9 protein-coding genes are annotated in these 13135 nt (G+C 72.6%); 6 read left to right on the forward strand and 3 right to left on the reverse strand.

Features of this window, described 5'->3' with window-relative positions; translation table 11 throughout:
- The first annotated feature begins 8 nt into the window (after positions 1 to 8).
- Positions 9 to 215: an MbtH family protein gene (locus ACIODU_RS16150; RefSeq protein ID WP_401767995.1), complete on the forward strand. Its 207-nt coding sequence runs from the start codon at positions 9 to 11 to the stop codon at positions 213 to 215.
- An 829-nt stretch (positions 216 to 1044) separates the two neighbouring features.
- Here the strand turns inward: ACIODU_RS16150 and ACIODU_RS16155 are convergent.
- Complete coding sequence (locus ACIODU_RS16155; RefSeq protein WP_401768275.1) at positions 1045 to 4260, reverse strand: AMP-binding protein; 3216 nt, start codon at positions 4258 to 4260, stop codon at positions 1045 to 1047.
- A gap of 197 nt (positions 4261 to 4457) precedes the next feature.
- Here ACIODU_RS16155 and ACIODU_RS16160 point away from each other — a divergent pair, with 197 nt between their 5' ends.
- Both ACIODU_RS16160 and ACIODU_RS16165 read left to right on the forward strand, forming a co-directional pair.
- Positions 4458 to 4865, forward strand: coding sequence for a hypothetical protein (locus ACIODU_RS16160; RefSeq protein ID WP_401767997.1), 408 nt, complete (start codon positions 4458 to 4460; stop codon positions 4863 to 4865).
- A 110-nt stretch (positions 4866 to 4975) separates the two neighbouring features.
- On the forward strand, positions 4976 to 6148 hold the full coding sequence (locus tag ACIODU_RS16165) for a CobW family GTP-binding protein (RefSeq protein WP_401767999.1): 1173 nt from the start codon (positions 4976 to 4978) through the stop codon (positions 6146 to 6148).
- 39 nt (positions 6149 to 6187) lie between these two features.
- Here ACIODU_RS16165 and ACIODU_RS16170 read toward each other — a convergent pair whose 3' ends face one another.
- Positions 6188 to 8638: a DNA topoisomerase (ATP-hydrolyzing) subunit A gene (locus tag ACIODU_RS16170; RefSeq protein WP_401768001.1), complete on the reverse strand. Its 2451-nt coding sequence runs from the start codon at positions 8636 to 8638 to the stop codon at positions 6188 to 6190.
- A gap of 190 nt (positions 8639 to 8828) precedes the next feature.
- Here ACIODU_RS16170 and ACIODU_RS16175 point away from each other — a divergent pair, with 190 nt between their 5' ends.
- The 3 genes from ACIODU_RS16175 (at position 8829) to ACIODU_RS16185 (ending at position 12530) form a co-directional block, all read left to right on the forward strand.
- On the forward strand, positions 8829 to 10184 hold the full coding sequence (locus ACIODU_RS16175) for a pitrilysin family protein (protein ID WP_356431380.1): 1356 nt from the start codon (positions 8829 to 8831) through the stop codon (positions 10182 to 10184).
- 17 nt (positions 10185 to 10201) lie between these two features.
- Positions 10202 to 11569, forward strand: a complete 1368-nt coding sequence (locus tag ACIODU_RS16180) for a M16 family metallopeptidase (protein ID WP_401768277.1) — start codon at positions 10202 to 10204, stop codon at positions 11567 to 11569.
- Positions 11570 to 11840: 271 nt separating this feature from the next.
- The gene (locus tag ACIODU_RS16185) at positions 11841 to 12530 is read left to right on the forward strand and encodes a GntR family transcriptional regulator (protein WP_356431378.1); all 690 of its coding nucleotides are present in this window, start codon (positions 11841 to 11843) and stop codon (positions 12528 to 12530) included.
- Positions 12531 to 12698: 168 nt separating this feature from the next.
- Here ACIODU_RS16185 and ACIODU_RS16190 read toward each other — a convergent pair whose 3' ends face one another.
- The gene (locus tag ACIODU_RS16190) at positions 12699 to 12980 is read right to left on the reverse strand and encodes an HPr family phosphocarrier protein (protein ID WP_327234100.1); all 282 of its coding nucleotides are present in this window, start codon (positions 12978 to 12980) and stop codon (positions 12699 to 12701) included.
- Positions 12981 to 13135 lie beyond the last annotated feature (155 nt).

Here is a 13135-nt window from a genome sequence, read left to right on the forward strand (position 1 = left end):
TTTGCTCCATGTCCCATTTCCCACGTCCCACATCCCCAGGAGGAACGATGTTCGCGGTGGTCGTCAACCACGAGGAGCAGTACTCGGTCTGGCCGACCGACCAGGAGATCCCGGCGGGGTGGCGGGCGGAGGGGACGCGGGGGTCGCGGGAGGAGTGCGGGGCGAGGATCGGGGAGGTGTGGACGGACCTGCGCCCGCTGAGCGCGCGCGCCTGACTTTTGGCGGACGTTGCGCGGGCCGCCGCCGCGAGGGGAATCGCCGGACGGGTTTGCCGGGCCCGCGCGGCCCGGTGGGCGGGTGTCCTCAAGCGCCGGACGGGCTTGATTTGTCCGCCTGGCGCCGGGGGGCGGTGTGCGGGTCGCACGGGGGGTGTCCTCAATCGCCGGACGGGCTTTATATGGCCGCCCGGCGCGGGAGGGCACGCGCGGCTCGCGGCGTAGCGAGTTCGATGTGTGGCGCTTGGCGGGGGCCCCGCGCGGGCCGGTGGGTTGGTTGTCCTCAATCGCCGGACGGGCTGGATTTGCGCGCCTGGCGCCGGGGGGTGTGTGCGGGTCGTACGGGCGGTGTCCTCAATCGCCGGACGGGCTTGAGGTGCCCGCGGCATTGGAGGGGGCTTGCGGCTCGCGTGGGGGTGTCTTCAAGCGCCGGACGGGCTGGAATTGGCCGCCTGATGTCGGGGGCACGCGCGGGGGTGTTCGTTCTGGAACACCGGACCGGCCTGATGTGTTCGCCCGGCGACGAGGCAAATCAAGCCCGTCCGGCGTTTGAGGACACCGCCGCCTTAGCGGCGGTTCTGCCGGGCGTGATCGAGCTGCGTGCGCGCCGCCGTCAACGCCTGGGCCCACCAAGCCCGTCCGGCGTTTGAGGACGACGCCGCGTTAGCGGCGGTTCGCCGGTTGCGCGCTGACGCCCGGCGTCGTCAGCGTCTGGGGGCCCATTGAGCCCGTCCGGCGATTGAGGACAACCGCCGCGTCAGCCGCGGTCCCGCCAGACGCGGGCGAGCCAGCCGCCCGACCATCGAGCCCGTCCGGCGAGGACGCCACGTCAACGCCGTGGCGCGCCGCACGCCTCCTCCAGCGACCGTACGAAATCCTCCGCCAGGCCCACGATCACGCGCTCCTCGAACGCCACCGCGTTGTACTGGAGCCAGCAGCGCAGACCACCCCCCGGCTGCTCCACCACCGTCAGCTCCGGCACCCCCCGGTCCCCGCCCGGCAGGGGCCACGGGACCGTCGTGCCGCGGGGCAGTTCCCAGGGCGCGCACCGTACGCCCGGGAGCTGCGGGGGCGCCGTCCACGCCTCGTACCGGAGCCACGCCGCGAACGGCGCCGCAGGGCTGAACTCCGCGAACGGGTACAGCTGGTGGTCCAGCGCCTCCGTCGCCGTGACCCGCAGCCGGTCCACCAGCTCCGCGAAGCCGGGGCTCCCCGACGCGTCCACCCGAAGCAGCAACGACTGGACGAAGCAGCCGATCACGTGCTCCGCGTCCGGGCGCGGCCGCCCGGGGACCGGGGTCATCAGGACCAGTTCGCTCTGCCCGCTCCGGGCCGCCAGCAAGCCCGTCCACGCCGCCGTCACCGCCAGGAACGGCGTCGCCCCCAGCTCACCCGCCCGCGCCCGCAGGGCCTCCGCCCGCTCGGCCGGCAGGTCGAACCGGTACGCCTTGGTGAGGACTTCCGCCACCTCCCGGCGCCCCGGGAACACCTCCACCGCCGCCGGAGCGCCCGCGAGCGCGCCCGCGAAGTGCCGCCGCGACTCCGGCCAGTGGGCGCGGGACCACTCCACCAACTCCTCGTAACCGGGCCCCGACCGTACCGGCGGCGCCGTCCGCCCCCGTCGCAGCGCCGAGTAGAGCACGCCCAGGTCCGACAGCAGCACCCCCACCGACCAGCCGTCGGCGACCATGTGGTGCACCGCCAGCAGCACCACGTGGTCCTCCGGCCCCCGCGTCACCACCAGCAGCCGCGCCATCGGGTCCCGCGCCAGATCCGTCAGCCGGTCGCGCTCGGCGAGCAGCAGTTCGTCCACCTCGGCGTCGCTCGCGCCGGGCGCCTCGCGCAGGGTGATCCGTACGGCGGGCTCCTCGTCCAGCGCGACCCGTACCACGCCGGGCTCCCCCGCCACCGGTTCGAAGCGGGTCCGCAGCGCGGGATGCCTCCGTACGGCCTCGGTCAGCGCCCGCCCCAGGGTCTCCGGCTCCAGCCGGTCCGTGACCCGGAACAGCGCGGTGACCGCCCCCGCGTCCCGGCCCGGCGCCTCCGCCATCCAGCGGAAGAAGTTCTCCTGCTGGGAGGTGAGCGGGACGGCGTGCGGCTGGGCGCGGAGGCGGGTGAGGTACGCCGTCACCGTGGCCGGGTCCGGCTCGGCGCCGCCGGCCGCGGTGGAGCCGCCCGCGCCCTCCCGCGCCTCCAGCCACGCCGCCTGCGCCCGCAGCGAGGGGCGTTCGAAGATCAGCGCGGTGCCCGCCCGTACCCCGAACTCCGCCTCCAGCGCCGCCGCCAGCTGCACCGCCCGGAACGAGTCCCCGCCGAGCGCGAAGAACTCCGCCGACACGTCCGCCACCGCCCGGCCCAGCAGCTTGCGCCAGATCGCCGCCAGCCGCAGCTCGGTGGGGGAGGAGGGCGCGACGACCGCCGCCGCCCCGTCCACCGGAGCGTCGAAGAGCGGGCGCAGCAGGTGCTTGACCACCTTGCCGGTCGGGTTCTTCGGCAGCTGGTCCACGAGCAGGACGCGGAGGGGGAGTTCGGGTCGGCTGAGCCGCGCGCTGAGGAAGAGCCGCAGCTCGTCGAGATCGAGGCCGTCCGGGCCGGGGACGACCACGGCCACCGGCACCGCGCCCATCACCGCGTGCGGCAGGCCGAGCGCCGCCGCGTCGGCCACGTGCGGGTGTGCGTGCAGGACCTCCTCGATCCGCAGCGTCGAGACCTTCAGCGCACCGGACTTGATGACGTCGCTCTCCCGGTCGACCAGATACAGCCGGCCCCCGTCGTCCACCCGCCCCAGGTCCCCCATCCGCACCCACCCGTCACGGAACACCCGCGCGCCGTCCGCAGCACCGGCATCGGGACCCACACCGGGACCCGCATCGGCACCCGCACCCGCACCCCCGCCGAGATAGCCACGTGGCGGCCCCGGCTGCCGCAGCCACACCTCGCCCACCTCGCCGACCCCCACCTCCCGCCCCTCCGCGTCGAGGATCCGCAGGTCCGCGGGGTCGGCCGGGCGGCCCACCGACCCGGGGTGCCGGGCGTCCACGATCGCGGAGATCTGCGCCGGAGCGGCCTCCGCCGAGGTGTACGTGTTGACCAGGGTGGCCCCGGGCAGCGCCGCCGCCAGGGCGGTGGCGACGGGACCCGGCAGCGCGGCGGCCGACGAACTGACCAGCAGCACACTGGACAGGTCGTACGTCCGCGCCGTGCCCGCGTTCAGCAGCTCGATGGCCATCGACGGGACGAGGAACACCGTGCCGACCCCGAACTCCTCGACGGTACGGCCGAATTCGTCCGCGTCGAAGCGGGGGAGGATCACGGTGGCGGGCGCGCCCGTGAGGGCGTTCAGCAGCATCACCTGCCCGGCGTTCGTGCCGAGGGGGAACGCGTACAGCGCGTGCCGGGAGTGCGCGTACGGCCGGGGGCGGGGGTTGAGGGTCAGCCCCGCCGTCAGATTGCCGTGCGCGGCGAACACCCCCTTGGGCGCACCGGTGGTCCCGGACGTGCCGATCACCTGGGCCTCGTCCAACGGCCCTACCCGGTACGGGGGTTCGGGCGGCGTATCCTGATGCTTCGTCAGCAGCTCGGCCAGGACGAGGTCCACCGCGCCGGGCAGAGCACCGGGAGCGGGCGATGACGTGCCCCGCCCAACTGCCCCGTCACGCACCACCGTTCCCGCCCCGGCCAGCGCCGCGAGCCGCGCCGCCTCCGGCTCCGCGAGGTCCTCCCGTACGGGCACCGGCACCCCGCCCGCGTACTGCACGGCGAGGAACGCGACGGCGAACCGTTCCCACGCGTCGTTACGGAAGCGCAGGGCGACCCGCGCCCCCGGCCGTACCCCCGCCTCCGCCAGGCCCATGGCGGCCCTGAGCGCCTGGTCCCGCCACTGCCGGTACGTGACCGCGCCACCGCCGACGACCTGGAGGGCGAGCCGGTCGGGATGTTCGGCGGCCCGCGCGTCCAGCAGCTCGGGAACGGTCGACGCGGGAACGGCCGGCGGGCGGGCGGTACGCGGGCTGCTGGGCGCGGAGCGGGTGATGACGACCTCCAGGTGCGGCTTCGGCGAGCGACCCCGTCGCGGACCCGCCGAAGCGCCGAACCACTCCCCGGAGAACAGAAGATGGCGACCATGGCGTCAGCGCCCGCGGCTCCGCTATGGTCTGGACCAATGCGCGGTCTTCGTCAGAATATCGCCGCTGTGTCGCAGTTGTGTCGCACCCGCCACCTCTACGCCCAGGAGCGGACCACGTGGCCGTCACCCACCCCCGAAGCCCCGCCGGTACGAGCCGTGGCGCCGGTACGAGCACCGGCCCCGGCACCGGATCAGGCACCGGATCCGCCGCCGGCCGTCACCTCGCCGAGCTGCTCGCCCGCCCAGGACCGTACCGCGACCGCTGGCTCCGCCAGGTCGTCCGCGCCACCCACGAACCGGTCAACCAGGCCGCCGTCGCACGGGTGTTGGCCCACTGGCTCTGGCTCAACGGCGACGCCGCCGCAAGCGAACTCCTGCCCCGCGCCCTGCGCGACCGGGTCTCCCGCGCCCTCGGCGGACACCTGCTGTCGGCCGACACACTGCGGCTGTTCACGGCGGCCTTCACGATGGACGAGGAGGACGAGACCGCGCTCTGGGCCCTGCTGGACGAGACTTCTCCGTAAGGGCGATGACGCGCGTCCCGCCCCCGGGCCGCGCGCCGCCCCGCCGCATACCCTGGAACAAGCGGCATGGACGCACTGACACAGACACCACCAGCACGGAGGGCACGACGATGAGCGGCACGGACCCGGCCGGCAGGCGGCAGATCCCGGTGGTCGTGCTCACCGGCTTCCTCGGCTCCGGCAAGACGACCCTCCTCAACCACCTGCTCCGCCACCGCGCTGGCCGCCGGATCGCGGTCGTGGTCAACGACTTCGGCGCCATCGAGATCGACGCCATGACGGTCGCGGGACAGGTCGGCTCCACCGTCTCGTTCGGCAACGGCTGCCTCTGCTGCGCCGTGGACGCCAGCGAACTCGACGGCTATCTGGAGCGCCTCACCCGCCCCGAGGCGAAGATCGACATCATCGTCATCGAGGCGAGCGGTCTCGCCGAGCCGCAGGAACTGGTCCGCATGATCCTGACCGGCGACCAGCCGGGCACGGTGTACGGGGGACTCGTCCAGGTCGTCGACGCCGCCGAGTTCGACTCCACCCGCACCCGCCACCCCGAGATCGACCGTCACCTGGCCCTCGCGGACCTGGTCGTCCTCAACAAGACCGACCGCGTCCCGGAGGACGACCGGCGGCGCCTCCGCTCCGCCCTGCGCGAGCTGAGCCCCGGGACGCCGGTGATCTCCTCCTCGTACGGACGGATCGACCCCGAGCTGCTCTTCGACCCGGCGGTCCGGCCGGCCGAGGACGAGAAGGTACGCCAACTGACCTTCGAGGACCTGTACGCGGACGAGCCCCACCCGCACGACGCCGGAACCGATCCCCACCACGGCCACCCGCACGCCGCCTACGACACCGTGTCGTTCACGGCCACCGCCCCGATGGACCCGCGCCGCCTCATGCGGTTCCTGGACTCACGGCCCGAAGGGCTCTACCGGATCAAGGGCTTTGTGGACTTCGGCGACGGCGACCCCGCGAACCGCTACGCCCTGCACACCGTCGGCCGCTTCCTGCGCTTCCGCCCGGAGCCCTGGGGCCCCGGCGAGGAGCGCCTGACCCAGCTGGTCCTGATCGGCGCGGGCATCGACGGGGACGTCCTGCTCAAGGAGCTGGCGGCCTGCCAGGGCCCCGCCGTCCAGGACGCCGCCGACGACCGTGCGATGTGGGGTGTCCTGCGGTACGTACCGTCCGACGAGAACGGCCCCGAAGCGCCACCGTCGACAGCCCCCGAACCGTGGACAGCCCCCGAAACACAGGCGCCGGACGGACCCGAAGGCCCGACCGGCGACTGAGAGCCCGTGCGGTGGGCGGCGTGCGGTGGGCGGCCCCCGTCAGTGCGCCGGCCCCGCCAGCGCCGCGATCTCCGCCGTGAACGGCGTCCCCGACCCGTCCCGCCTCGGGTCCGGCGCGGGCAGCTCCACCGGAGCCCCGTTCTTGCGCGCCCCCCGGGCCGGCCCCGCGCCCGCCCATGCCAGCGCGAGGAAGTCCTCCCCCTTGAGGAACCGGTGGCAGCGCACGCCACCCGTCGCCCGCCCCTTGCGCGGATACTGGTCGAACGGGGTGAGCTTCGCCGTCCGTACGGAGTCGTCCAGCGTGCCCAGCGAGCCGGTCACCGTGAACACCGCCCCGTCCGCCGCCGGATCCACCGCCGTGAACGAGATCACCGTGGCGCCCTCGGCCAGCTTGATGCCCGCCATGCCGCCCGCGGGCCGCCCCTGCGGCCGTACCTGCGCGGCCTGGAAGCGCAGCAGTTGCGCGTCGGACGTGATGAAGACCAGGTCCTCCTCGCCCGTACGCAACTCCTGGCCGCCGACGATCCGGTCACCCTCCTTGAGGGAGATGACCTCCAACTCGTCCTTGTTCGGCGGGTAGTCGGGGACCACCCGCTTGACCACGCCCTGGAGCGTGCCCAGCGCGAGCCCCGGGGAGGACTCGTCCAGCGTGGTGAGGCAGATCAGCTCCTCGTCGGGCTCCAGCGTCAGGAACTCCGCGACCGGCGCCCCGCCCGACAGGTTCGGCGCCGAGGCCGTGTCGGGCAGCTGGGGCAGGTCGATCACCGAGATCCGCAGCATCCGCCCCCCGGACGTCACCGCGCCCACGTCGCCGCGCGCCGTCGCGGGCACGGCCGAGAGGATCACGTCGTGGTTCGTCCGCCGGCCGTCCCCGCCCTCCAGCGGCTCGCCGTTGACCGTACGGGCCAGCAGTCCCGTCGAGGACAGCAGCACCCGGCACGGGTCGTCCGCGACCTCCAGCGGGACCGCCGCCACCGTCGAGGCGCCGGACTCCAGCAGCACCGTGCGCCGCGGGGTGCCGAACTTCTTTGCCACCGCGGCCAGTTCGGTCGAGACCAGCTTCCGCAGCTCCGCGTCCGAGTCCAGGATCCCGGTCAGCTCGTCGATCTCGCCGGTCAGCCGGTCGCGCTCGCCCTCCAGCTCGATCCGGTCGAACCGGGTGAGCCGGCGCAGCGGCGTGTCCAGGATGTACTGCGTCTGGATGTCGCTCAGCGAGAAGTGCTCGATGAGCCGCTCCTTCGCCTGCGCGGAGTTGTCGCTCGACCTGATGAGGCGGATGACCTCGTCGATGTCGATGAGCGCGACGAGCAGCCCCTCCACCAGGTGCAGCCGGTCGCGCCGCTTGCTCCTGCGGAACTCGCTGCGCCTGCGGACCACGGTGAACCGGTGGTCCAGGTAGACCTCCAGCAGCTCCTTGAGCCCGAGCGTCAGCGGCTGGCCGTCGACCAGCGCCACGTTGTTGATGCCGAAGGTCTCCTCCATCGGCGTGAGCTTGTAGAGCTGCTCCAGCACGGCCTCCGGCACGAAGCCGTTCTTGACCTCGATGACCAGGCGCAGACCGTGCGAACGGTCCGTGAGGTCCTTGACGTCAGCGATGCCCTGGAGCTTCTTCGCGGAGACCAGGTCCTTGATCTTCGCGATCACCTTCTCGGGGCCGACGGTGAACGGCAGCTCCGTGACGATCAGGCCCTTGCGGCGGGCGCTGACGTCCTCGATCGTGACCGTGGACCTGATCCTGAAGGTCCCGCGGCCCGTCTCGTACGCGTCCTTGATGCCGCCGAGGCCGACCACGCGGCCGCCGGTCGGCAGGTCGGGACCCGGCACAAAACGCATCAGCGTGTCCAGGTCGGCCGACGGATGCCGGATCAGGTGGCGGGCCGCCGCCACGACCTCACCGAGGTTGTGCGGCGGCATGTTCGTCGCCATGCCGACCGCGATCCCGGTGGCTCCGTTGACCAGAAGATTCGGGTACGCCGAGGGCAGCGTGACCGGTTCCCGCTCCTGGCCGTCGTAATTCGGCTGGAAATCGACGGTGTCCTCGTCGATCGACTCCGTCATCAGTGACGTGGCGTCAGCCATCCGGCACTCGGTGTACCGCATGGCGGCCGGCGGATCGTCGTTCCCGAGCGACCCGAAGTTGCCATGACCGTCCACCAGCGGCAGCCGCATGGAGAACGGCTGTGCCATCCGGACGAGCGCGTCGTAGATCGACGCGTCCCCGTGCGGGTGGAGCTTTCCCATCACCTCGCCCACGACACGGGCGCACTTCACATACCCGCGGTCGGGGCGCAGCCCCATCTCGTTCATCTGGTACACGATGCGGCGGTGCACCGGTTTCATGCCGTCACGGGCGTCCGGCAGAGCGCGGGAGTAGATCACCGAGTACGCGTACTCGAGGAAGGAGCCCTGCATTTCATCGACCACGTCGATGTCGAGGATCTTCTCCTCGAAGTCCTCCGGCGGCGGGGTCTTCGTGCTGCGGCGGGCCATCGCTGCTGCGGCTCCTTCACAGGTTCTGAACGGCGACTACTTGAACTGACGCCGACCATTGTGGACCGCTCCACCGACAACGCCGACCTCGCCCCGTCTCCCAGCGTGTGACGCACGGGAACTTCGCCAGGCGTCGGCCCGCTTGCATACAGTGGCAGGACTTCTCCATATCGCGATCGAAGGGACGTACATGCCCATGGGTCACACGGCCACAGCGCAGGCCGGTTCCGGCGGCCTGACAGCGACTGAGCACCGGCTGGCCAACGGCCTGCGCGTGGTGCTCTCCGAGGACCACCTGACCCCGGTCGCCGCGGTCTGCCTCTGGTACGACGTCGGCTCCCGGCACGAGGTCAAGGGCCGTACGGGACTCGCCCACCTCTTCGAGCACCTGATGTTCCAGGGCTCGGCGCAGGTGAAGGGGAACGGTCACTTCGAACTGGTCCAGGGCGCCGGCGGCTCCCTGAACGGCACCACCAGCTTCGAGCGCACGAACTACTTCGAGACCATGCCCACCCACCAGCTGGAGCTGGCGCTCTGGCTGGAAGCCGACCGGATGGGCTCCCTGCTCGCCGCCCTCGACGAGGAGTCGATGGAGAACCAGCGGGACGTCGTCAAGAACGAGCGCCGCCAGCGGTACGACAATGTGCCGTACGGTACGGCCTTCGAGCGCCTGACCGCGCTCGCGTACCCCGAGGGCCACCCGTACCACCACACGCCGATCGGCTCCATGGCCGACCTGGACGCGGCGACCCTCGAAGACGCGCGCGCCTTCTTCCGTACGAACTACGCGCCGAACAACGCGGTGCTGTCGGTCGTCGGCGACATCGACCCCGAGCAGACGCTCGCCTGGGTCGAGAAGTACTTCGGCTCGATCCCCTCCCACGACGGCAAGCAGCCGCCGCGCGACGGCTCGCTCCCCGAGACCATGGGCGGCCAGCTGCGCGAGGAGATCCACGAGGAGGTCCCGGCGCGGGCGCTGATGGCCGCCTACCGGCTGCCGCACGACGGCACCCGTGAGTGTGACGCCGCCGACCTGGCGCTGACGGTCCTCGGCGGCGGCGAGTCGTCCCGCCTGCACAACCGGCTGGTACGGCGCGACCAGACCGCCGTCGCCGCCGGCTTCGGGCTCCTGCGCCTCGCCGGCGCCCCCTCGCTCGGCTGGCTGGACGTCAAGACGTCCGGCGGGGTCGAGGTCCCGCGGATCGAGGCCGCCGTGGACGAGGAGCTGGCCCGGCTCGCCGCCGAGGGCCCCACCGCCGAGGAGATGGAGCGCGCCCAGGCCCAGCTGGAGCGCGAGTGGCTGGACCGGCTCGGTACGGTCGCGGGCCGCGCGGACGAACTGTGCCGGTACGCCGTGCTGTTCGGCGACCCGCAGCTGGCGCTCAGCGCCGTCACGCGCGTGCTGGACATCACCGCCGACGAGGTCAGGGCCGTCGCCGCCGCCCGGCTGCGCCCGGACAACCGGGCCGTGCTGGTGTACGAACCGGTCACCGCAGAAGACGAAGCCGCCGAAGAGACCGACGAGCACGAGGGGGCGGACCAGTGACCGACGCTGCCGTGACCATGGAGTTCCACCCGCAGCCGACCGCCGGCGTGGCCAGGCCGTGGGCCTTCCCCGCGCCCGAGCGCGGTGCGCTCGACAACGGGCTGACCGTGCTGCGCTGCCACCGCCCCGGGCAGCAGGTGGTGGCCGTCGAGATCAACCTCGACGCGCCGCTGGACGCCGAGCCCGAGGGCCTCGACGGCATCGCCACGATCATGGCGAGGGCGCTGTCCGAGGGCACCGACAAGCACACCGCCGAGGAGTTCGCCGCCGAGCTGGAGCGCTGCGGCGCCACGCTCGACGCGCACGCCGACCACCCCGGCCTGCGGGTCTCCCTGGAGGTCCCGGTCTCCCGGCTGCCCAAGGCGCTCGGTCTGCTCGCCGAGGCCCTGCGCGCCCCGGCGTTCGCGGACGCCGAGGTCGAGCGGCTGGTCCGCAACCGCCTCGACGAGATCCCGCACGAGACGGCCAACCCCGGCCGCCGCGCCGCCAAGCAGCTCTCCAAGGAGCTGTTCCCGGCCTCGCTGCGCATGTCCCGGCCCCGCCAGGGCACCGAGGAGACGGTCGGCCGGATCGACGCCGCCGCCGTACGCGCGTTCTACGAGGCGCACATCCGCCCCGCCACCGCCACCGTTGTGATCGTCGGCGACCTCACGGGCGTGGACGTCGACGGACTGCTCGCCGAGACCCTCGGCGCGTGGACCGGCAACACCGCCGCCGCGCGTCCCGCCCCGGCCATCACGGCGGACGACACCGGCCGGGTCGTCATCGTGGACCGCCCCGGCGCCGTCCAGACCCAGCTGCTCATCGGCCGCATCGGCGCCGACCGGCACGACCGGGTCTGGCCGGCCCAGGTGCTGGGCACGTACTGCCTGGGAGGCACGCTCACCTCCCGGCTCGACCGGGTGCTGCGCGAGGAGAAGGGCTACACCTACGGCGTACGGGCCTTCGGCCAGGTGCTGCGCTCCGCCCCGGACGGCACGGGCGCCGCGATGCTCGCCATCAGCGGCTCCGTCGACACGGAGTCCACGGGCCCGGCGCTCTCCGACCTCTGGACGGTGCTGCGCACGCTGGCCGCCGAGGGGCTGACCGACGCCGAGCGCGACGTGGCCGTGCAGAACCTGGTCGGGGTGGCCCCGCTCAAGTACGAGACGGCGGCCTCCGTCGCGGGCACGCTGGCCGACCAGGTCGAGCAGCACCTCCCGGACGACTTCCAGGCGCGGTTGTACGCGCGCCTGGCCGAGACGGGCACGGTCGAGGCGACCGCCGCCGCGGTCAACGCGTTCCCGGTGGACCGGCTGGTCACGGTGCTCGTCGGCGACGCGTCCCAGATCAAGGCGCCGGTCGCGGCGCTGGGAATCGGCGAAGTGACGGTCGTCAGCGGCTGATTCGGGCTCATCCGGGCCGATTCGGGCTGATTCGGGACACGCGCTTTTCCGGACACGGGGAAACCCCGGCGGCACCACGTCGCCGGGGTTTCCCCGTATGTCCGTTCGATCCTCCGGCGTCCGCCGCGAACGGGCCCGCCGACCCGGCCGGGTGGCCAAAAGGTATGCACAAATTCCGGGCACCCATCGGAAATCCGCGAAGATTGCAATAGAGTCACGGAACAGGCGTCAATCGGCAGTGTTTCGCGCGGATTAAGTCGGAGGTTCGGACATGCGCATTCCCGCGCACTCGGTATGCACGGCGATCCGCGACGACATCGTCTCCGGTGTATTCGAGCGGGGCAGCCGGCTCACCGAGGAACAGCTGGCCCGGCGGTACGGAGTCTCCCGCGTCCCGGTGCGCGAGGCGCTGCGCACGCTGGAGTCGGAGGGCTTCGTGACCACCCGCCGCCACGTCGGCGCGTGTGTGGCCGAGCCCACCGACCAGGAGGCGGCGGACCTCCTTGAGGTACGGCTCCTGCTGGAACCGCTCGGCGCGGCCCGGGCCGCCCAGCGCCGTACCGAAGCACACCTCAAGGTGCTGCGCGGCCTGGTCAGACTGGGGCAGGAACGGGCCAGGCGGGGGCAGGGCGAGGATCTGCGCGCGCTGGGGGCGTGGTTCCACGAGACCCTCGCGCAGGCCTCCGGGAGTCCCGCGCTGACCTCGCTGCTCACCCAGCTGCGGCACAAGATCGCCTGGATGTACGTGGTCGAGCAGCCCGCCCACCCCGTGGAGTCCTGGGCCGAGCACGGCGCGATCGTGGACGCGGTGGCGCGCGGCGACGCCGAGCGCGCGCGGGCGCTCACGGCGCTGCACGCCGAGCGCACGGCGGCCGTGCACCGGCTGCGGCGGCCGGAGCGGGGCCGGGAAAAGGTGAGGGCTTCGCAACATGCCGTAAACACCGCGAGTGCTCGTTCTTAACATCCGCGCCGTATACAAAGAGACGTAATACGCAGGACTTCTTTTCCGCTGCCCGCACGGAAAAGGCCGAGCCGTGGTGCGCTGAATTCTCGCGCACCACGGCCAGGACGTGAAATGAATTCGGGACGGTGTCCGGTCGGCGGGTCGTCCGGCCGACAGCCCGGCGGGTCAGACGGTCTCGGGCAATTCGTCGAGCCCCTCGGTGACCAGCTTCGCCAGCCGGTCCAGCGCCGCGTCGGCGCCCTCCGCGTCCGAGGCGAGCACGATCTCCTCGCCGCCCCGCGCTCCCAGGCCCAGCACCGCGAGCATCGAGGCCGCGTTCACCGGGCTGCTCTCCGCCTTCGCGACCGTGACGGGGACGCCGGTGGCCGTGACCGCGCGGACGAAGATGGAGGCGGGGCGGGCGTGCAGGCCCTCGGTCCAGCCGACGTTGACGTGTCGCTCAGCCATGGTGGTGCCCTTCGGTGTCACGAGGTCGATGTCGCGAGGAGGTCGCGAGGTCGGAATCATGAGTCGGAATCATGAGGTTGTCTAGACCAGTCTCTCACGTGCGGTACGGTCCACTCCTGCCGACCCGCTGGGCCCGTCCGCCGTAGGCTTCGACC

The sequence above is a fragment of the Streptomyces sp. NPDC088261 genome, from assembly GCF_044740805.1.
Lineage (GTDB): Bacteria > Actinomycetota > Actinomycetes > Streptomycetales > Streptomycetaceae > Streptomyces.

Bases quoted from the DNA above. Each gene is read 5' to 3' on its own strand.
- ACIODU_RS16150 (WP_401767995.1), top strand. From the start codon at position 9: ATGTCCCATTTCCCACGTCCCACATCCCCAGGAGGAACGATGTTCGCG.
- ACIODU_RS16165 (WP_401767999.1), top strand. From the start codon at position 4,976: ATGAGCGGCACGGACCCGGCCGGCAGGCGGCAGATCCCGGTGGTCGTG.
- ACIODU_RS16170 (WP_401768001.1), bottom strand. From the start codon at position 8,638: ATGGCCCGCCGCAGCACGAAGACCCCGCCGCCGGAGGACTTCGAGGAG.
- ACIODU_RS16175 (WP_356431380.1), top strand. From the start codon at position 8,829: ATGCCCATGGGTCACACGGCCACAGCGCAGGCCGGTTCCGGCGGCCTG.
- ACIODU_RS16180 (WP_401768277.1), top strand. From the start codon at position 10,202: ATGGAGTTCCACCCGCAGCCGACCGCCGGCGTGGCCAGGCCGTGGGCC.
- ACIODU_RS16185 (WP_356431378.1), top strand. From the start codon at position 11,841: ATGCGCATTCCCGCGCACTCGGTATGCACGGCGATCCGCGACGACATC.
- ACIODU_RS16190 (WP_327234100.1), bottom strand. From the start codon at position 12,980: ATGGCTGAGCGACACGTCAACGTCGGCTGGACCGAGGGCCTGCACGCC.